This window comes from Mycobacterium neumannii, from assembly GCF_048452905.1.
Lineage (GTDB): Bacteria > Actinomycetota > Actinomycetes > Mycobacteriales > Mycobacteriaceae > Mycobacterium > Mycobacterium neumannii_B.
Genome location: NZ_JBCGVF010000001.1, coordinates 757,683 through 775,882 on the forward strand (window position 1 = coordinate 757,683; position 18,200 = coordinate 775,882).

The 18,200-nt window shown below is 67.7% G+C and carries 16 protein-coding genes and 1 pseudogene; 6 read left to right on the forward strand and 11 right to left on the reverse strand.

What is annotated here, in order from left to right:
- Positions 1–104: 104 nt before the first annotated feature.
- The 7 genes from eccCb to AAHH99_RS03755 are packed head-to-tail and all read right to left on the reverse strand — an operon-like array spanning position 105 to position 8,907.
- On the reverse strand, positions 105–1,862 hold the full coding sequence (eccCb, locus tag AAHH99_RS03725; protein ID WP_418767424.1) for a type VII secretion protein EccCb: 1,758 nt from the start codon (positions 1,860–1,862) through the stop codon (positions 105–107).
- A complete protein-coding gene (gene eccCa, locus AAHH99_RS03730; RefSeq protein WP_418767425.1) occupies positions 1,859–4,090 on the reverse strand; it encodes a type VII secretion protein EccCa in 2,232 nt (743 codons plus the stop codon). Before eccCa ends, eccCb begins: the two co-directional genes overlap by 4 nt.
- Positions 4,087–5,559, reverse strand: coding sequence for a type VII secretion protein EccB (gene eccB / locus AAHH99_RS03735; RefSeq protein WP_418767426.1), 1,473 nt, complete (start codon positions 5,557–5,559; stop codon positions 4,087–4,089). Before eccB ends, eccCa begins: the two co-directional genes overlap by 4 nt.
- A gap of 2 nt (positions 5,560–5,561) precedes the next feature.
- Complete coding sequence (eccA, locus tag AAHH99_RS03740) at positions 5,562–7,283, reverse strand: type VII secretion AAA-ATPase EccA (RefSeq protein WP_418767590.1); 1,722 nt, start codon at positions 7,281–7,283, stop codon at positions 5,562–5,564.
- Positions 7,276–7,758 carry a YbaB/EbfC family DNA-binding protein gene (locus AAHH99_RS03745; protein WP_418767427.1) on the reverse strand — a complete coding sequence of 161 codons (483 nt, stop codon included), beginning with the start codon at positions 7,756–7,758 and terminating at the stop codon, positions 7,276–7,278. Before AAHH99_RS03745 ends, eccA begins: the two co-directional genes overlap by 8 nt.
- Positions 7,748–8,527: an ESX secretion-associated protein EspG gene (locus AAHH99_RS03750; protein ID WP_418767591.1), complete on the reverse strand. Its 780-nt coding sequence runs from the start codon at positions 8,525–8,527 to the stop codon at positions 7,748–7,750. Before AAHH99_RS03750 ends, AAHH99_RS03745 begins: the two co-directional genes overlap by 11 nt.
- A gap of 56 nt (positions 8,528–8,583) precedes the next feature.
- The gene (locus tag AAHH99_RS03755; protein ID WP_418767428.1) at positions 8,584–8,907 is read right to left on the reverse strand and encodes a type VII secretion target; all 324 of its coding nucleotides are present in this window, start codon (positions 8,905–8,907) and stop codon (positions 8,584–8,586) included.
- Positions 8,908–9,420: 513 nt separating this feature from the next.
- Between AAHH99_RS03755 and AAHH99_RS03760 the strand changes: the two genes are divergently transcribed.
- Complete coding sequence (locus AAHH99_RS03760) at positions 9,421–10,713, forward strand: MinD/ParA family ATP-binding protein (RefSeq protein WP_418767429.1); 1,293 nt, start codon at positions 9,421–9,423, stop codon at positions 10,711–10,713.
- Between the two features lie 10 nt (positions 10,714–10,723).
- Here AAHH99_RS03760 and AAHH99_RS03765 read toward each other — a convergent pair whose 3' ends face one another.
- Positions 10,724–11,455: a transcriptional regulator gene (locus AAHH99_RS03765; RefSeq protein WP_418767430.1), complete on the reverse strand. Its 732-nt coding sequence runs from the start codon at positions 11,453–11,455 to the stop codon at positions 10,724–10,726.
- Positions 11,456–11,761: 306 nt separating this feature from the next.
- Here AAHH99_RS03765 and AAHH99_RS03770 point away from each other — a divergent pair, with 306 nt between their 5' ends.
- On the forward strand, positions 11,762–12,052 hold the full coding sequence (locus AAHH99_RS03770) for a WhiB family transcriptional regulator (protein ID WP_066846576.1): 291 nt from the start codon (positions 11,762–11,764) through the stop codon (positions 12,050–12,052).
- A 184-nt stretch (positions 12,053–12,236) separates the two neighbouring features.
- On the opposite strand, the gene AAHH99_RS03775 is transcribed toward AAHH99_RS03770, so the two are convergent.
- Complete coding sequence (locus tag AAHH99_RS03775; RefSeq protein ID WP_418767431.1) at positions 12,237–13,805, reverse strand: acyl-CoA carboxylase subunit beta; 1,569 nt, start codon at positions 13,803–13,805, stop codon at positions 12,237–12,239.
- Between the two features lie 96 nt (positions 13,806–13,901).
- Here AAHH99_RS03775 and AAHH99_RS03780 point away from each other — a divergent pair, with 96 nt between their 5' ends.
- The 4 genes and pseudogenes from AAHH99_RS03780 to AAHH99_RS03795 all read left to right on the forward strand — a co-directional run bounded on the left by AAHH99_RS03780 (position 13,902) and on the right by AAHH99_RS03795 (position 16,470).
- Entirely contained in the window at positions 13,902–14,318 is a 417-nt protein-coding gene (locus AAHH99_RS03780; protein ID WP_418767432.1) for an EVE domain-containing protein, read from the forward strand.
- 15 nt (positions 14,319–14,333) lie between these two features.
- A pseudogene (locus AAHH99_RS03785) lies at positions 14,334–15,300 on the forward strand (pirin family protein).
- A gap of 7 nt (positions 15,301–15,307) precedes the next feature.
- Positions 15,308–15,640, forward strand: coding sequence for a GNAT family N-acetyltransferase (locus AAHH99_RS03790; RefSeq protein ID WP_418767433.1), 333 nt, complete (start codon positions 15,308–15,310; stop codon positions 15,638–15,640).
- Positions 15,641–15,717: 77 nt separating this feature from the next.
- On the forward strand, positions 15,718–16,470 hold the full coding sequence (locus AAHH99_RS03795) for an acyl-CoA thioesterase domain-containing protein (protein ID WP_418767592.1): 753 nt from the start codon (positions 15,718–15,720) through the stop codon (positions 16,468–16,470).
- A 165-nt stretch (positions 16,471–16,635) separates the two neighbouring features.
- On the opposite strand, the gene AAHH99_RS03800 is transcribed toward AAHH99_RS03795, so the two are convergent.
- Both AAHH99_RS03800 and AAHH99_RS03805 read right to left on the reverse strand, forming a co-directional pair.
- Positions 16,636–17,589 carry a ferritin-like domain-containing protein gene (locus tag AAHH99_RS03800; protein ID WP_418767434.1) on the reverse strand — a complete coding sequence of 318 codons (954 nt, stop codon included), beginning with the start codon at positions 17,587–17,589 and terminating at the stop codon, positions 16,636–16,638.
- A gap of 130 nt (positions 17,590–17,719) precedes the next feature.
- Positions 17,720–18,199, reverse strand: a complete 480-nt coding sequence (locus AAHH99_RS03805) for a nitroreductase family deazaflavin-dependent oxidoreductase (protein ID WP_418767435.1) — start codon at positions 18,197–18,199, stop codon at positions 17,720–17,722.
- Position 18,200 lies beyond the last annotated feature (1 nt).

The following is an 18,200-nucleotide window of genomic DNA, read 5'->3' on the forward strand; positions in this document are numbered from 1 at the left end:
CTGTCCGCCAGCCAGGAACCGTTCCCCGACCTCTTTGCTAAGGCCTCACGGCAAAATTTGCTGGCGTGTCTCGACCAATCTTAACCGCGGCCCAGGGGTGCTCATTACACAACTTCTTCCGGGGGGTCCACATACGCCGCCTGGATGACCTCCTTCCCATCCGGTGAGACCAGAAATCCCTGGCCGGGGGGACGACGCTTGAGCCTGACCTCACTCGAGGGAAACTCCTGTTTCTCCCCCGAGAGGAACAGCGTCGGAGATCCGGCGCCGTACGCGGCGCCCACGAACTTGTCCATGGTGGCGCGGTGCGCCTGGCTCATCTGACAGGTGACGATGATGTGCAGGCCGATGTCGGCGGCCGCGGGCAGCAGCGGAAACAGCGGAGCCATCGGCGGCACCACACCACTGGCGGCCACGATCATGTGCCAGTCGTCGACGAGCAGCACCACATCCGGCCCGCTCCACCAGGACCTGGCGCGCAGCTGGGCCGTGGTGAGGTCCGCGGGCGGGAGCCGCCTCTGAAGGTTGATGGCGAACGCCTTGATCGCCTCTTCCAGGCTCGCGTTGTTGCGGTTGATGGCGCCCGCTGCCAGAAGATGTGTCTCCGGGACGGCGTCCAGCAGGCCGGACCGGTAGTCCGCCAGCATGAATCGCACCTGGTCTGGGCTGTTGCGCGCGCAAATCGCTTGCGCGACAGCGTGTGCGATTCGCGTCTTGCCCGACTTGGGCCCGCCGAAGATCAACATGTGCGGTGTGGTGTGCATGTGGTTGTAGGCCACAGCCATGTCGGATTCGCGCAGACCAAGCGGCACCGTCCACCGGGTGCGGTAGTCGGCGTCCGGGCCGGGCGGGTTGGGGTCCAGGTGGTGCAGGTAGATGCGTTCGGGCAGGACGCGCACCTTGGGTGCCTGGTCGGTGTGCCGCGCCGCGATCACCTGGACCGCGTCGGACATCGCGGTGACGAGGTTGTCGGCGCTGTGCACGCCGTCGAGCCGCGGCACTCCGATCATCAAGTGGTGCTTCTCCATCGACACCGCGCGGCCGGGCCGGTTGGCGGGGATCTCGCGGGTGATGCGGTCGATTTGGGTCTCGTTGACGTCGCCGAGCCGGAACTCGACCTTCGTGCCGAGATAGTCGCGCACGCGGGCCTTGAGCTCGGTCCAGCGCGGCGTCGAGATCACCGTGTGCACACCGAACTGCAGGCCCTGGCCGGCAAGGTCCTGCACGACGGGCTCGAGGTCACCGAACTCTGCGACGAACGCCGGCCATCCGTCGATGACCAGAAACACGTCGCCGAACGGATCGGCGGCCAGCGGATGGGTCGCGTCGTCGCGCATCTCGCGATAGGCCGCCATCGATCCGACGCGATACTGCTTGAACATCGCTTCGCGTTGCCGCAGAACGCCTTTCATCTCGGCGACGACACGGTTGACCCGGTCCGGCTCGGAGCGGGTCGCGACTCCGCCGACGTGCGGTAGGTCCTCGAGGTACAGCAGGCCGCCGCCGCCGAGGTCGACACAGTAGAACTGGACCTGCCGGGGCGTGTGGGAAGCAGCCGCCGACAGGATCAGCGTCTGCAGGAAAGTGGACTTGCCGGTCTGTGGCGCGCCGCCTACGGCGATGTTGCCGCCTGCCGACGACGTGTCGATACCCCACACCTCCTGGCGGTGCCTGCGCGGTTCGTCCATGATGCCGAGACCGAAGCGCAGCGGCTGACGCTGCCCGTCATTGGCGATCAGTTCGTTGACCGGTGTCGGATCGGCTAACGGCGGCAACCACATCCGATAGGCACGCGTCTCGCCGGTGGTCAGCTGGTCGAGGACCACCTCGCGGAGCACCCGCTGGTCCGGTTCGATGCTCATGACGTCACCGTCGTCTCCGGAATCGGCGCGGCCGTGAACGGACGGATTCGCAGCCGGGTATGACCGTTGGTCTGGGGTCGCGCTTGCCCGTTGTCCTGCCGCGCGGCGGTCGGAACATAGTTGACACCGGTGTAGACGCTGTGGAACTTGACCGGATCCTCCATCCCGACGCGAAGGAAGCCGACACCGCTTTCCTTGTTCGTGATGTACTGCGCCTCAGGGGTTCCGATCACCGCCTTCGATTCGGCCGAACTGGTGGTGCGCAATGCGATCCGGTAAGTGAGGTTCGGCTCGAGCTTGTCGATGCGCACACCGCCGGTGTTCAGCGACTGCGTCGCCAGCAGCAGGTGCACCCGCAGCGAGCGCCCCACCCGGCATATCCGGTCGAACAGCGCGATGAAGTCCGGGTGGTTCTGCAGGAGTTCGGCGAACTCGTCGACCACCACGAAAAGCGTTGGCAACGGCGGTAGGTCGGCACCGCGTTCGCGATGCTTCTCGTACTCGGCGACACCGGACAGCGCGCCCGCCGCGCCGACCTGCATACCGGCCTGCCGCAGGATGGACTGCCTGCGGTCCAGTTCACCGCTGAGCACCTCGCCCATGCGGCTGACCAGTTCGGCTTCCTCTTCCATGTTGGTGACGACGGCGGCGGTGTGGGGCAACTTCTCCATACCCAGGAACGTCGAGCCACCCTTGAAGTCGGTGAGCAGCAGGTTGACCTGGTCGGGGTGGTGGGTGGCCGCCAGCGAGAGGATCAGGGTGCGGAGAAACTCTGACTTACCCGAACCTGTTGTGCCGATCAGCATTCCGTGCGGTCCGGCGCCGAACTCTGCACCTTCCTTGATGTCGAGGTGCATGATCTCGCCGGTCTTGAGTTCGTGGCCGAACGGGATGCGCAGCCTGTCGCGGTCGGTGTCACTGAACATGCGCCACCGCGCCGGGGTCACTTCCTCGATCGACTGCGCCCCGACGAGTTGATGCCATTCGGTGGCGACCTTCTTGTGCACACGCACGCTCTTGTCGATGATCGTGCCGGTGATCGACCAACCCGCCAGCTTGCGCGCGATGCGGGCGGCCTGCCCCGGTGTCATCCGATCGACCGTCGACGTGATCAGCCGGAAGGTCTGGTTGGGCAGCCGATCGTCGGCAGTGCCGTCGTCCGCCACCCGGATCCGGTAGGCCGAGCCGCGGTGGTTGCCGAGCGTGATGACCGTGACACCGGCCCGGCCGTCGACCGGAAATCCGGCCTTCCCACCGGTCAGGTCGAAGACGACGACGTATGGTCCGCTGGGGGCCGCATCCGCGGCGTGCGGGCCGCGCGCGGTCAGGTCGCTCAGGCCGTCGGGACGGGTGAAGATCATCCGGGTGGGCCCCGCCGCGTCCGTGTCGGTCTGATGCTGCACATGCGGTAACCACTTGAGCCAGGCCCAGTTCGGGTCCTCCGGGTTGTCGATGAGCACCCGCATCTGCAGCAGGTCCGGCGGATGGAACACCGCGAGGTGACAGATCATGGCGGTGAGCAGCCCCGCAGCACCGTCCGGGTCACCGCCGATCGCGATGGTCGGAAAGGAGCGCAGCTGCAGGAGTTTCGGGCAGTCGTGGATGAGCCCGTGGGTGCGCAGGAACTTCGTCACCCACATGTGGCTCACCGGTTCCAGGTGCGGTTGCGGTGCGCCCTGCGGACCGGCCAGCTCCCCGCCGACCGCCGGCTTCAACAGCCGGTCGACCGCGGGTTCGGTACCCAACCCGATCCGGGTCGCGGCGTAGAAGTCGGCGTTGCTCTGCCGGGACCACTGGCGGTTGGTGCCGATGATCGACAGCAGGTCCTGCGGGTGTGGCGCGTGGTAATTGAAGAACGTCACCTGAGCCGCCGCCGACGACGTGACACGGGTGCGGAGCCCGGCCAGGTAGCGGAGATATTCCTTACGGTCGGCGTTGATTTCGGGGACGCGTTTGCCGCCGGGACCGCCACCGGCCATGAAGCCGACGGTCGCCATGACCATCATCAGCGGCATCATCAGCATGTACGGCGACAGTTGCCGGATACCGGTGAAGATCATGATCGCGATCATCCCGAGCATGCCGCCACCCATCACCCACGGCAGCGCCTTCTGGATGCCCGACGGCGGGATCTCGACGCCCAGGTCTTCCGGCGGTGCGACGTTGATCTCGCCCGGCGTCAGCCTCGGGCCGCGCTTGATGATCGGGGTGAACTTCTTGGTCGTCATCGGCCGCCTCCGGACTGCGCTGCGGCCGGTTGGGCGGCAGAGTCCCCACCGACCCTGCGCGGGTTGGGGTCCGGTGGCAGAGTGTCGTGTTCGATGAGCGCCGACTCTTTCGACAACACCGGGCCGTCCATCAGAAGTCCGACCACCTGCCACGGCGCGGTCGTCGGACCGTTGAGCCCGAGTGTCTTGCCGGTGTCGGTGTTGGGCAGCCCGTACCGGACGCCCTGCGGATCGATGTAGTAGAGACTCTCGCCGTACCGCGGATCGGGTGACTGCAACTGGATGTACTGTCCGCTGTCGATGTAAACCGTTGCATCACCCCCGATCTGCTCGATGCCGGTGCCCATCGCCGACGGTGCGATCGGCAGGTGCCGCCCCGCGATCACCGTTGTCTTCGGCGCCTGATCCCCCGGCTCGCGCTGCCACGCCCAGCACAACGTCGGGGTGTCCTCGCGCGGCAGGATCTCCAACGGCTTGTCGGGCAGCGGTGAGGCGAAGACGTGTTCGGGGATACGCGCGACCACGCTGGCCTCCACCGACGGCGGCGTGACGAGGCCGAACGAGTTGGTCGCGCGCAGGGCGGCGGCGGTGGTGTCGTTGATCCTCGCGACACCGTCAGGCAGCACCACGAAATGCTGTTCGCCGTCCTCGGTCAGCGCCTTGAACACCGAGCCGACAACGAGATTGGGCGGCAGCCCAACCGAATTGGGGGCCCCGAAGGCCGGGATGTCGGGAAGACGCCACGGACCCGCGTTGGGAAGCGCGTTGAACAACCCCCGCGAAATCGGCGTCGCCCGCGCCGTCACCGGGACTCCGACCGCCGAGGTGACTGCGCGATCGGCGAGATCGATGTCGTGCCTGCCGCTTTCGGTCACCAGCCAGATGTCGTTCTCGTAGGAGACCAACATGCCCTGATCGGGACGCATCGGCGCGACCGAGGCGTCGGTGACCAGCGGCCGGACGATGATCGACGATTCCAGGTTCGGCGCCACGCTCTCGGGCTTGGTGACGGTGTCACACAGCGTCCACATCGAGTTCGCGCCGCCGACAGGCGTCGCGTAAGGGGCTCCGGGAATTCCGATCGACTGACCCTTCGGCATGCGGTTCAACTCGTCGGACTTGACCGCCACCGGTGTCCCGGCGTTACCGAGCACGAGCCGCGCCGAGGTCAGGTTGTACACAGGGCGCAACTGACCGCTGCCGGGCAGCACGACATAGAGCTGGTTGGTGTTTCGATCGACGAGAAGTGTGTCATCACCGCGCTTTCCGAGCGGTTTGAAGTAGGCCAGCAGCGCGGCGCCCAGGCACACCGCCACCGCGATGATCACACCCGCGGAGACAGCGCGGCTGTAGAACTGCAGCGGGTCGTCGAACATCCGGGTGTCGCGGCGCACGATCGCGTGCTCGACGCGTCGCAGCAGGAAGCGCCAACCGCTGACCTGCACCTTGGTGGTGAGTCGAAATCCCATGGCTAATCGCCGACACTCAGACGTGCGTGGACCGCGCCGATCGCGGCGGCCATGTCCTCACCATTGATCTCACTGAGCTGTTCGTCGCCGAGGTTGTCGATGTCGACCGAACGGGCCAACCGCATGTCACGGTTCTGTTCGCCCGCCTCGACCAGTTGGCGGGCATAGCGGCCGTTGCCTGCGATGTCGAGGGCGGGTTTGCCGTTGAGTGTGCGGCCGCTCAGCAGGGTGGCGGCCTCGAGAACCTGCTTGGCGGCCTGCTCATCCAGCGACGAGTCATTGGCCTGCGCAATGACTTCGGCGATCTCGACGATCTCGTCGGGGGTGTAGGAGTCGAACTCGATGCGGGTGGCGAACCGCGACCGCAGGCCGTCGTTCGATTCCAACAGGCGGTCGATGTCTGCGCTGTAGCCGGCGATGATCACCACCAGCCTGTCCCGGTCGTTCTCCATCCGGGCGAGCAGCGTGTCCAGCGCCTCGGTGCCGAAAGGGTCGGCGCGGCCGTCGCGTTCCTGCACCAAGGTGTAGGCCTCGTCGATGAACAGCACCCCGCCGAGGGCGCGGTCGATCGTGCGGCTGGTCTTGACGGCCGACTGCCCCTCGTACTCGGCGACGAAGTCCTTGCGGGAGGACTCGACGAGCTTCGGCTCGGTGATGACGCCAAGACCCGCAAGGCTATTGGCGACGACACGGGCGATCGTCGTCTTGCCCGTACCTGGGGGCCCGGCGAAGATCATGTGCTTGGACGTCTGCGCCACCTTCATCCCGCGCGCCGCGCGGATCTTCGCCATCTGCGTCGCGGCGCGGTAGGCCTCGATCTGCTCCTTCACCCGCGTCAGCCCGATCTGTCGGTCGAGTTCGGCCTGCGCCTCGGCGAGGAGCCGCTCGCGACCGGAGGTGTCGGCCTCGACACTGTTCGGGTCCCACGGATCCTTGCGGGCCGCGATCTGCTCCGCGGTCGTCGTCGTGAGCCGGTATGACGGGTCGCGGAGTGCTTCAACGACTTTTGGGTCGGGATAAGTGGCCTGCAGCCACTCCAGCAGTGCGACCGCCGACTCTTCGTTGCCCTGGCTGCGGCGCGTCATCGCCAGGAACCACGCGATGGCCGGGGCGCACGCCTCCCCGGCGGGTGAGGAGTTGGATTCGGTGAGCCGTCGTTCGGCCTCGGTGAACAACCCGAGATTGGCCGCCGCGACGCCGTGCGCCACGCCCGCGGCCGCGGCAAGGAACTTGTCGGGCCACGCGGCCGCGCCGCGGACCTGTTCGATCACATCGCTCCAGCGCTCGGCGGCGGCGTAGATCACGGCCTTGATCCAGGACACCAGGTGCTCGGCCCCTGCGGTCGGGGCGTCGTCGAGGGCCTCCATCGCGTCGGCGTAGTTGCCGATCGACGCCTCGTTGGCGGCGAAACCCATGGTGATGGCCAGCGGTGAATTGACCGGATAGGTGATGTCGCCGAACCCCCCGCCGATCGGCACCCGGGCGTTGAGGCTGTTCATCGAGATCTCGGCCGAGCCGGCGAGCTGACCGAAGTTGGCGCGGGAGTACCAGGCGCGGAACAGCGTGACCCTGTCGGTGTCGCCGCAACGAATGCGGCCCACCCACGCGTCGCAGGCAGATTCGTCGAAAGTGGTGATCTCCGTGAAGATCTCGAATGAGCGCGCGGGCGTGCTGGCCAGCATGCCGACCGCGCTTCCGAATAGGCTGGCGAGATGCTCAGTCATGGTCACCGGCATATCTTGACGCGAACACGCGGGTGCGCTCAGCGCGGGCTTGTTCCGGGCTGGGGAGTCCGAGATCGCGGCTGAGGAAGTCGCGGGTTGCCGCGTCATCGTGGCCCTGTTCGCGCATGCCATCGAGCATGCTGATGTACTGCGTCGACTTCGCGTCTTGGCTGGCGAGTCCGGCGACGACGACGACCTCTTCGGCGAGCATGATCTCCGTGAGCCCGCTTGCCTTGGGAGACAGCGCGATTCGACTGATCCGACCATCGGACAAGGCGCTGACGGAGACGGTGCCGGGCGGGTTGGTCACCGTGACGACGGCGATCGGTGGGTGGGTTTCGTCGGTTTCACCCGGGCCGTAGACATCCAGTGCGTCGAGCATGGAGTCTTCGCAGACATCGGGTGGGCTGAAATCGAGCGCGGCCATGTCGTCGCGCTCGTCGTCGGCATCGTGTTGGGACCGCTCATCCACCATGGGAGGCCTCCGCAGGGTCGAGCGTGGTGTGCTCGAACCACTTTCCGGACGGCAGGAATCCGATCAAGCCGTCCAGCGCGCGTTGCAGGTTGTCGGTGCTGCCGGGCAGGAAGCTGCCGTACAGCTCACCGCTCACCCGCCGGGGAATCGACACGATCCGGCCGTATTTCGAGTCGAGCACACCCGCAGCGACGTCGGCTTGGGTGAACGTTCCGCCAGGATGCCGCTCGATCGCGGTGATCTCCGCCCAGCTCTCCGGGTCGGCAATGATGTCGGCGTAGGCACGCGCCGACGACGGGCCGATTCCGTAGGCCGCGATCTGGTTTGCGTCCCGGCATGCGGCGAGTTTGCTCGCCACACCCGTCAGCGGTTCGACGTCCGCCGCTGTCGCGGTGCCCAGCACCGTCATGACCATGGCCGCCAAACCGACCTGGGGGGCCACCCGCTGCAACACGAGCATGTCGCCGTCACGGGCCGCAACGACATGGCGGTCACCCTTGCGGCAGACCACGAAACGGATCAGCTTGCCGCCGACGTCGCGGCGCCACCAGCGGGCCTCCAACGTGCGGTCCGCCCGGCTCAACGTGTCGACCATCGCCGCCACCTCGGGGTGCGGGTGGCCGAAGACGTCGAGCACGCCCTGCGCGGTCAGATCGCGGGCGACCTGATCCCACACGCGGTCGCGCAGTTCGGGCTGGGGGATGTTCAGCCGGATGCCCAAGGCGGTGGGGAATTCCATCAGGCCGAGCCGGTCGGCGATGACCAGCATGCCGTCGATGGTGACCTCGACGCCCACGACGTCGTCGATATGCGTGGCGTCCGTGCTCACGGCTGACCTGTCTGCATCTGGGCGGTCAAGGCCGAGGCCGCCGCCTCATCGGTCCGGTCATAGAGGGCGGCGGCGTCGGTCAGTTCGGCGGAGAGGGCGGCCGACGATTCGGCGGCTGTGACGCCTGCGTGGTCTCGCGACGTGAGCACGGCATCCAGCGCATCGGCGGTCGGCGCTGCGATGATGCCGTGGGTGTTCTCGACCGCTGCCTGCATGCCGTCGACGGCGCGGTTCATCGCTCGGGTGTCCGCGGCCGCGCGGTCGTGCCGAGCGGCCAGATCGCCGAGGTGAGCGGCGGAGACGCGCACATCTTCGGACATCGCCGTTCACCCCTTCCCTTCGTCGTGCGGTGACCACCCTCTTTCGGCACCGCCCGTTTGCGCACCGACCTCGAGCCTTTTGCCGCGGACCCCTCCACACGGCCGGAACCGAGTGCGCAGGCCCTCGTCGCCGCGAGCTAGCGTACCAGCGGTTGAGCACACCCGATGTCACCAATTTTCGGCTCCGCGGCACCCGCCCTCGTCGCGCACAGGCAACTGGCAGTTAACCTGCAGGATGCCATCTCAGCGGCATAACCGCGCCTATGCCAGCTGTAGCAAACTCTGTTGACGCACTTGCCCACCGTCTTCGTGTGCTGAAGCCGCCGTCGGCTGCTTCCACTGGCAAGCACGCCCCGCCCCACGGTTCCAGCCAGCTGAACGTCGACTTAGGCGCCTCACCTCGTCACCGACGCCCCCGCTCGGTGTTAGCTGGGAGTGCAGGCGGGGGGCAGCTGGGACGGTGGTTGATACTTGAGCCCGGGGACCGATAGACGACATTCGGAGGAGATCGCATTGAGCGACCGCGATGACGCGTTGCGGAAAGAACTCGGCTGGACGAGCCCCGAAGAACCCGCACCGGAGCCGCCACCGCCCGCCGAACCGGAGCCGCCGCCACCGGGTTTCCGGGATCCGGACGCACCGCGCGCCAGTTTCCGCGAGCAGCCGACCCGATTCGGCCCACCTCCGGACTCTCTTCACGACACCGGACCGGTACCCGCCGCACCCCGACCCGATCCGCGGATGTGGGGCCACCCCACCAGGCCGCAGCCACCGCCTCGTCCTCCGCAGCAGCCCGGCCCGCCGGCCGGTCCGTGGCCGGGTCCCGGACCGCAGGGCCAAGCCGCACCGCCGCAACCGGGCTCCTACGCAGAACGGATCAGGCCCGACGAGCTGGTGCCTCCGCGCAAGGCGGCGCCCACGCGGGGTTGGCGGTACGCCTTGTATCGGGCCACGTTCGGATATGTGAACCTCGGGCCGGGCCCGGACGAGATCCGGCAGGCCGAGTTGGAAGCGAAGATCCGCGGCGCGCTGCGGGGTCACTACAAGATCGGCGTGATGGGCAAGGGCGGGGTCGGTAAGACGACCGTGTCGGCCAGCATCGGCTCCGTATTCGCCGAGATACGTCAGGACGATCGGGTCGTCGCGATCGACGCGGACACCGCGTTCGGCAAGCTGGGCAGCCGGGTCGACCCCAAGGCCCAGGGCTCGTACTGGGAACTGGCCTCCGACGAGCACCTGGAAACCTTCGCTGACGTTCGCAGCCGAGTCGGAAACAACGCAGCCGGACTGTTCGTGCTCGCCGGTGAAGGCACTCCCGCGCGACGCCGCGTGCTCGACCCGGCGATCTACCGGGAAGCCACCTCTCGGCTGGACCGCTACTTCACGATCTCGATCATCGACTGCAGTTCGACGATGGACTCCCCGGTCACCCAGGAGGTGCTTCGGGACCTGGACGCAATGGTCGTGGTGTCCTCACCGTGGGTCGACGGCGCCGCCGTGGCCGGTCAGACACTGGACTGGCTGGCTGCACGCGGGCTGACGAGGCTGCTGCAGCGCACGGTCATCGTGCTCAACGACTCCGACGGGCATGCCGACAAGCGCACGCGTTCGATTCTGGCCCAACAGTTTTCGGGTCAGGGCCAGAGGGTCATGGAGGTGCCGTTCGACGGGCATCTGCGGCCGGGCGGCGTTATCAACGGGACATCGGAGATGTCTGCGAAGACCCGCAGGCAGTTCCTCGAGATCGCTGCCGCGCTGGCCGACCACTTCCCCACCAGCGACGACCGCAGCCGCGAGCGCTACTGATTCTGATGCTTCAACCGAGTTCGTCGACGAGTGCGGCGATCGCCTCGGCGGCCTGCGCCTGCACCTGCTCTTCTGCCTCGGCGTGCGAGATGTCGTCATCGGAAACCCCTGCCGCCTGAGCGGTTTCGGCGATGGTGAGGTTCGCCCGGCGTCGGGCCGCATAGAGGCGCTGACCCAATGTCGCGCCCGGAGATCGCGCCGCGCGCAACATCAGCTCGTCATACCGCGTCCGCACGGCGCTCAACGCCTTGATTAGCGGCGGGGTCACCCTGCTGATCCGCGCCGCCCGCGCCGCGACGGCTTCCAGCTGACGAAGGTCGGTCAGGATCTTCGCCGCCTTCGTGCCGAACTCCGGGTGCTCGGCTGCCGGTAGCGCCGCGATGGCCGAGTCGAACGTCCTCGCGGCGGTGATCACCGCCTCGGCGATCAACGGCACCTCGTCGCTGCGCGGCGCCGCTGCGGGCCGGTGGTTCTCGCCGACGGGTTCTCCCCGCCGGAGCCCGGCGATCGTGCCGGGTGGCCATCGCAGCACCTCTTCGAGCTTTGCTCGGGTCCGCTCACGCGGCCAGCTTCTGCCCTTCTCGAAGGCGATCAGGGCGCCGGCGTTGATGATGCCGTCCGCCGCGAGGCTGCGTTGGCTGATGTTGAGTTCACGACGCCGAGCCGCGGCGGCCGCGCCCGCTCGAACCATGCCCGGATCGAGCGCCTCGGTCGATCCGTCGATCGACTCCGGATTAGTCATGGCGCGGCGGGTCCTCGAGGCGGGGGTGAGAAGGCACCGTAATCGTATCCGCCGTTATGTTGCGCGCTACGGCTTGGGGCGGCGTGGCGGCCGCCAAATCGTGTCGATGCTCCGTTTCCACTGCCGACGCAACAGTAGCTGCTACACCTTTTAGCGGCGCTGTATCGCCTTAAAGCGCACTTCAGCGCTGTTTCAGTAGGTCCGCACCCCCACAGCCAGCTGATAACCGTTGCATCGCTACGGTTTTTACGCTACGTTTTCGTCCATCGCGACCGACGGGCCGCGCACAGCGCAGAGGAGCATCAAATGAACACGACTGAATGGGATGAGACGCCCGTCGGTGCTTGCACCCGGGACCCGGAGCGGTGGACCACATCGGCCGACGAGCAGGCGAAGGCCATCTGTCGCGCGTGCCCTCGCCGTTGGCTGTGCGCACGGGAGGCCTGCGAGCTACCGCGCGCCGAGGGTCTGTGGGCGGGGATCTTCGTACCCGAGGCCGGGCGCGGCCGCACGTTTGCTCTGCGGCAGCTGAAGTCACTGGCGGAACGGCACGGCCACCCCGTGCGTGACCGTCGGCTCTACGCGGAATCGGCCTGATCACCGGTCGGCCCGCCGCCGGATCGGGGGGTCGGCGGCGGGCCTCGACCCTCGACCGGAATATCTCTGGGGACCGGCTGGTTGATGGATGCGACGGTGCCGGGCATGCCCCGGGCCCCAACCACAATCGTCGCTTCGAGCGACCACTCGCCGAGAGGCGCAGGCGGCACCGTCCCTTAGTCTTCTACCAGGTGTCGACGAACCGTCGGCCCTGACGACGCGGCGCGTGCGCCGTGGCCGCATTCAAAGCGTTGATCACGACATCACGGGTCTCGGCCGGGTCGATCACGTCGTCGATCTCGAACAGCGCAGCGGCATTGAGCGCCTTGGCGTTTTCCTGCGCGGCCGCCGTCGCCTGCCTGACCCGTTCCTCGCGCTCGTCCTCGTCGGCGATCGCTTCCAGTTCCTTGCGCATACCCAACCGGACCGCGCCCTCCAGGCCCATCGGTCCCAGGTGCGCCCCCGGCCACGCCACCGTCAACGCCGGCTCGTGCAGGCTGCCGCCCGTCATCGCCTGCGCGCCCAGTCCGTACCCGCGCCGCAGGATCACCGCGATCAGCGGCACCTCGAGCGCCGCACCGGCCACCAGCATCCGCGACGCTCGGCGCACCAGCGCCTCGGACTCGGCCGCCGGACCCACCATGTAGCCCGGGCAGTCGACCAGTGAGAGCACGGGCAAGCCGAACGCGTCGCAGAGCTGCAGGAAGCGGGCGGCCTTGTCCGCGGCGGCCGCCGTGATCGCGCCGGCCATCACCATCGTGTTGTTCGCGATGATCCCGACCGCGCGGCCGTCGATGCGGGCCAGCGCGGTCACCATCTCCGGCGCGAACTTCGTCCGCAGGAACGTCACCGTGCCCTCGTCGGCAAGCGTCTCGACGATCGGCGCGACCTGATACGCCCGGCGGGCGCGCTCGGGAACGATTGTGCGCAACCGTGTTTGGTCGGCAATTGGCCCTGGCTCGGTCGGTCCTTGAAAGTATCCGAGCACCCGCTTCGTCACCGCGACCGCCTCGGCCTCGTCGGCCACGACGACGTCAACCACACCGTTGGGCGACTGCACGCTGATCGGGCCCACCTCATCGGGTGGCACGTCACCGAGCCCGCCGCCCGCGATCATCGCGGGTCCGCCCATACCGATCGACGTGTTCTCGGTTGCCACGATCAGGTCCGCGCACCCGGCGATGACGGCGTTGCCCGCGAAGCAGCGGCCATGGACGACGGCGATGCGCGGCACCACGCCCGACAGCGCCGCCCACAGTTTGAACGCGCGCGCATCGAGCGACGACACCGCCGGATAGTCGGTGTCGCCCGGCCGCCCGCCGCCGCCCTCGGCGAAGAACACCGTCGGCAGCCGCAGCCGCTCGATCAGCTCGAACAACCGGTCCTTCTTGCGGTGGCCCAGCGCGCCCTGCGTACCGGCCAGCACCGTGTAGTCGTAGGACAGCACCGCACACGCGCTGCGCTCGGCGCCGAACAGCTCGCCGTTGATCCGTGCCGTTCCGGCGACCAGACCGTCGGCGGGGGTGCGGGCGATCAGGTCGTCGAGGTCGCGGCGGTGGCGCTGCGCCGCGATCGCGAACCGCCCGTACTCCACGAACGAGCCCTCGTCGACGAGGTCGGCGATGTTTTCCCGAGCGGTCCTGGCGTTCGCCTCGTGTCGCCGGGTCACGGCGTTCGGCCGCGCCGCGTCCTCGGTGAGTTCGCGGCGTCGCAGTAATTCGGCGTGGTCGTCGCGCACCGACTCGTCACTCACGGCGTCCGATGCTAATCACGCGACGTCGACTCGAGTTGTCCACAGGCACTTCGTGCCACGCCGAGAACTGTCGGCCGAGGCGCTTAGCGTGCGGATATGACGAACTGGATCAACACAGTGAGCCGTGACCACGTCGAACTCGGCGTCCGCGGCCGCTTCACGCAAGCGAATCACGGCAAGCCGACGATGCTGCGCAGGATGGCGCGCGGCGATTGGATCGTCTTCTACTCCCCGCGAACCGTCTACCCCGACGGCCCGCCGCTGCAGGCGTTCACCGCGATCGGACAGATCGTCGACGACGAGCCCTACCTCGATGCGTCGACCGACACCGAACGGTGGCGACGCAACGTCGATTTCCTCGACTGCGCGGAAACACCCATCCGCCCGCTGATCGAGCACTTGAACTTCATCGAGGACAAGTCGCGGTGGGGATACAAGTTCCGCTTCGGCGTGTTCAAGATCGGCGACGCCGACCTCGAGGTGATCCGTTCGGCGATGACGGGTGCGGCTTAGACCTAGTGTGGGTGGATGAGCAACACCGACCCGTCGCCGCCCGAAGTAACGTGTGCGGCAGTCCCGTTCGCGGGTGTGTTGCATCCGCGGGATGTGCCGCTGGGTGGGCCGCGGGCGATCCGGGTTCGGCGCACGCTGCCACAGCGGGAGCGATCGCTGATCGGTGCGTGGTGCTTCGCCGACCACTACGGCCCGCACGACGTGCGGGGGTGGGATGGGAATGGATGTGCCTCCGCATCCGCACACCGGGCTGCAGACCGTCAGTTGGTTGTTTCGCGGCGAGGTCGAACACCGCGACAGCGGCGGAGTTCACGCGCTGGTGCGCCCGGGCGAGCTCAACCTGATGACGGCAGGAGCGGGCATCTGCCACTCGGAGGTGTCGACGAGTGCCACCACGATCCTGCACGGCGTGCAGCTGTGGGTGGCTCTGCCCGACGCGGCGCGCGACACCGGGCGCGGCTTCGAACACTTCGTCCCCGCGCCGCGCGCCGTCGGAGACGCGACGCTACGGGTGTTCATCGGCGAGCTCGAAGGCCTGCGCTCGCCCGTCGACACGTTCACACCGCTGCTCGGCGCACAGGTCGACCTCGACCCCGGGGCGGAGGTGACCCTGGAGGTCGATTCGGCCTTCGAGCACGGGGTGCTGCTCGACCACGGCGACGTCACCGTGAACGGCACTGCACTCGAGGTCGCCGACCTGGCATTCCAGGCGGTCGGCGCCGAAAGGTTGTATCTGGCCAACCGCGGCAGCGCACCCGCTCGACTGGTGCTGCTCGGCGGACCACCGTTCCCCGAAGAACTGGTCATGTGGTGGAACTTCGTCGGCCGCAGCCATGACGACATCGCGACGTATCGCAGACAGTGGGAGAACGGTGACGACCGGTTCGGCGCGGTGCAGGGATACCGCGGCGGGGTATCGCGCTTGCCCGCTCCCCCGCTGCCCAACGCGACATTGCGTCCGCGACCGAACCCGGGGGTATAGAGAAACCATGACGACCGACAAGACCGGCGCGCCCACCGAGGTCAACGCCGAAACCGACCGCTACACCATCGCCGTCGACGGGAAGAGCGTCGGACTCGCCGAGTTCGCCGACCGTGACGGTCAGCGAGTGTTCACCCACACCGAGGTGGACAGCGACTTCGAGGGTCGCGGCCTCGCGACGATCCTGATCGGCGAGGCACTGCAGAAGACTCGCGATGCCGGGCTGCGCATCGTGCCCGTCTGCAAGATGGTGGCGTCCTACCTCGACAAGCACGACGAATTCACCGACGTCGTCGATCCGGTGTCCGACGACATCGAACAGTGGCTGGAGAATCGTTAGTTCGACTAGACCGCTATCGTCTTCGCGATGGCGGCCCGTTCTTCACCCAGCAGGGTGATGCCTTCGTGCCCGCGCCGATGGCGCAGGGCCCGTGGGGACAGACCATCAGCGGCAACTACGTCGGCGGTCTGCTCGGACACGTGCTCGAACGCGACGCCGGCGACCCGGACTTCCAGCCGGCCCGCCTGACCGTCGACCTGTTCCGCCCCGCCGCGCTGGCGGCGGTCCGGGTCGAAACCTCCGTCGTCCGCCAAGGCCGCCGCCTCAAACTGGTCGACGCACTGATGACCCAGGGCGACACGACCGTCGCGCGTGCGACCGCGCTGTTCCTCCGCCGCGGAGAACAACCCGTCGACGAGATCTGGACGTCGCCGGTCACCATGCCTGCGCCACCTCCGACACCCCATCCCATCCCCCGCGAACTGTCGACGTTGGTGTGGACGTACGGCAGGGACGAGCGCGAACCCGGCCCCGGTGAGGGCTTGGCGAACTGGCAGCACTCGGGTCCGAAACACCTGTGGGTCCGCGACTTTCGGCCGCTGGTCGCGGGCGTGGACCTTACGCCGTTCACCCGCGCCGCGATGGCGGGCGACATGGTCAGCTCGTTGACACACTTCGGGCCGAGCGGCCTGCAGTGGATCAACGCCGACTACACGCTGACCCTGTCGAGGCTGCCGAAGGGGCCCTATCTAGGCCTCGCCGCGTTGACGCACTTCAGCGACGCCGGAGTGGCCACCGGGACCGCGACCCTCGTCGACGAGTACGGGCCGATCGGCAGCGGTTTGGCCAACGCCCTGGCGAATCCGGGCTTCACCCCGCCCCGTATGTAGCGTTGCGATCCCGCGCACTAATTTCCGCGTCGACTTCTGCGGCAGGGTCGCGATCGTCGACAATTCACAGCCCTCCCGCAGAATTCGGCAACACCACCGAAAACCCTTTGCAACAAGAAACACCCCGCGGTTTCCCGCGGGGTGTTTCCGGTGCCATCCAAAAGGTCAGCTGATGCCCACGACCTCCTGCGCGATATCGGCCAGGCGCGTCTGCGCTGCCGACACCAGCCGCTGGCGGTTCTTGTGCATCTCCTCGTAGGCGATGATCGTGCGGATGTCGGACGGATCGTCGAGATCCTTCACCGCGGCCACCGCGTCGCTGAGGTTGAGATCCTCGTACCCGGCGATCGGCAGCTCGTCGGCGTCGACGACTCCACTCTCGGCACGCGCCTTGTGCAGCGCATCGGCCGCGTCGCCGGCACCCTCGCGGCGGACAACCTTCTCCGCGCTGCGCAGGGCACCGTCGCGCGACGCCCCGAGCGCCTTGAAGGTGATCTCGCTGGCGCGCTGGGCACGCTCGCGCAGATCATCGACGGCCGGTCCGGCCGAACGCAGCAGCTCCGCGAGCCGCTCGACCGACTGTGCCGACCACTGACCCGGCAGGTTCACCAGCTTCACCGCGGTACCCGCAGCAGCCTGCAGAGGGGTGCGCTGCAGCGCGGCCGGGCCGCCGAGTGCATCCTCGGCCAACACCGTGGTCAGCCAGCTCACCGTCGCGGAGTGCGCGGTGATCAGGCGATCGGCGAGATCCTGCACGGCCGGCTCCTTGGCTGCGACCGCGAGTGCCTTGACGTAGCGGGCACGGTCGAGCAGCTGGTCCTCGAGCGCCAGGTCGCCGAGCAGCGCCTCATCGAACGGCTGTGCCTGCTCGGTGAGCGCCTTCACCGCGGCGGCGGCGCGGCCCAGGAACGGGCCGATCGTGTCGGGGAAACCGCCCAGATCGCGGATCGCCTTCTCGATCGCCTCGGCGCGGATGCGGCCGTTCTCGGCGTTCTGAGTCAGTTCGCGACGCACGGCCTCCGTACGCGCCTGCGCGATCCGGGTCTCGGCGACCTGAATCTCGGTGTGCGTCAGGTCGAGAATCGTGCGCAGCTGGTTCAGCAAAGTGGTGGTACTCATATGTAGAAATCGCCCCTTAAGCGTTGACGGTTTGGGTCGGCGCTGGGGTGCACCTGTCCAGTTGGCTACCCGGTGCGCGGGGGCGGCCGAACGCTTCAGAAGTGTGAGATGAATCGCACTCGGCGTGTCGTCAGCGGGGTTGCAGGATGACCACCGGGATCTCCCGGTCGGCCCACGCCTGATAGGTGTCGAAGTCCGCGTAGGCCTCGACCAGCTTCGGCCACAGTCGCGCCCGCTGCTCCGGCGTCGCGGTCACCGCACGTACCGCGCGGCGGTCCGAACCGATCTCGATATAGGCGTCCGGGTTGGCTACAAGATTGCGGTACCACTGCGGGTCGGTGTCGCTGCCCCCCTTCGAGGCCACCACGATCACATTCTCGCCGTCGTTGATGTACACCAGCGGAGACACCAGCCGTCTGCCGGATTTGCGCCCGATGTGCTCGAGCAGCAGCGTCGGTACCGGCTTTTTGAACCCGGCGCCCACCCGCCACGTCGCGCCGATCTTGCCGCCCGAGCGGCGATACACCCACACGTGGGCCTTGCCCGCGTACTTCATGATCTTCGTGACGACGGGCGAGTTCAGCTGCTTGGGCTTGTTGTTCGGGTCCATG

Bases quoted from the DNA above. Each gene is read 5' to 3' on its own strand.
- eccCb (WP_418767424.1), bottom strand. From the start codon at position 1,862: ATGAGCATCGAACCGGACCAGCGGGTGCTCCGCGAGGTGGTCCTCGAC.
- eccCa (WP_418767425.1), bottom strand. From the start codon at position 4,090: ATGACGACCAAGAAGTTCACCCCGATCATCAAGCGCGGCCCGAGGCTG.
- eccB (WP_418767426.1), bottom strand. From the start codon at position 5,559: ATGGGATTTCGACTCACCACCAAGGTGCAGGTCAGCGGTTGGCGCTTC.
- eccA (WP_418767590.1), bottom strand. From the start codon at position 7,283: ATGACTGAGCATCTCGCCAGCCTATTCGGAAGCGCGGTCGGCATGCTG.
- AAHH99_RS03745 (WP_418767427.1), bottom strand. From the start codon at position 7,758: ATGGTGGATGAGCGGTCCCAACACGATGCCGACGACGAGCGCGACGAC.
- AAHH99_RS03750 (WP_418767591.1), bottom strand. From the start codon at position 8,527: ATGCTGGTCATCGCCGACCGGCTCGGCCTGATGGAATTCCCCACCGCC.
- AAHH99_RS03755 (WP_418767428.1), bottom strand. From the start codon at position 8,907: ATGTCCGAAGATGTGCGCGTCTCCGCCGCTCACCTCGGCGATCTGGCC.
- AAHH99_RS03765 (WP_418767430.1), bottom strand. From the start codon at position 11,455: ATGACTAATCCGGAGTCGATCGACGGATCGACCGAGGCGCTCGATCCG.
- AAHH99_RS03770 (WP_066846576.1), top strand. From the start codon at position 11,762: ATGAACACGACTGAATGGGATGAGACGCCCGTCGGTGCTTGCACCCGG.
- AAHH99_RS03780 (WP_418767432.1), top strand. From the start codon at position 13,902: ATGACGAACTGGATCAACACAGTGAGCCGTGACCACGTCGAACTCGGC.
- AAHH99_RS03790 (WP_418767433.1), top strand. From the start codon at position 15,308: ATGACGACCGACAAGACCGGCGCGCCCACCGAGGTCAACGCCGAAACC.
- AAHH99_RS03795 (WP_418767592.1), top strand. From the start codon at position 15,718: ATGGCGCAGGGCCCGTGGGGACAGACCATCAGCGGCAACTACGTCGGC.
- AAHH99_RS03800 (WP_418767434.1), bottom strand. From the start codon at position 17,589: ATGAGTACCACCACTTTGCTGAACCAGCTGCGCACGATTCTCGACCTG.
- AAHH99_RS03805 (WP_418767435.1), bottom strand. From the start codon at position 18,199: ATGGACCCGAACAACAAGCCCAAGCAGCTGAACTCGCCCGTCGTCACG.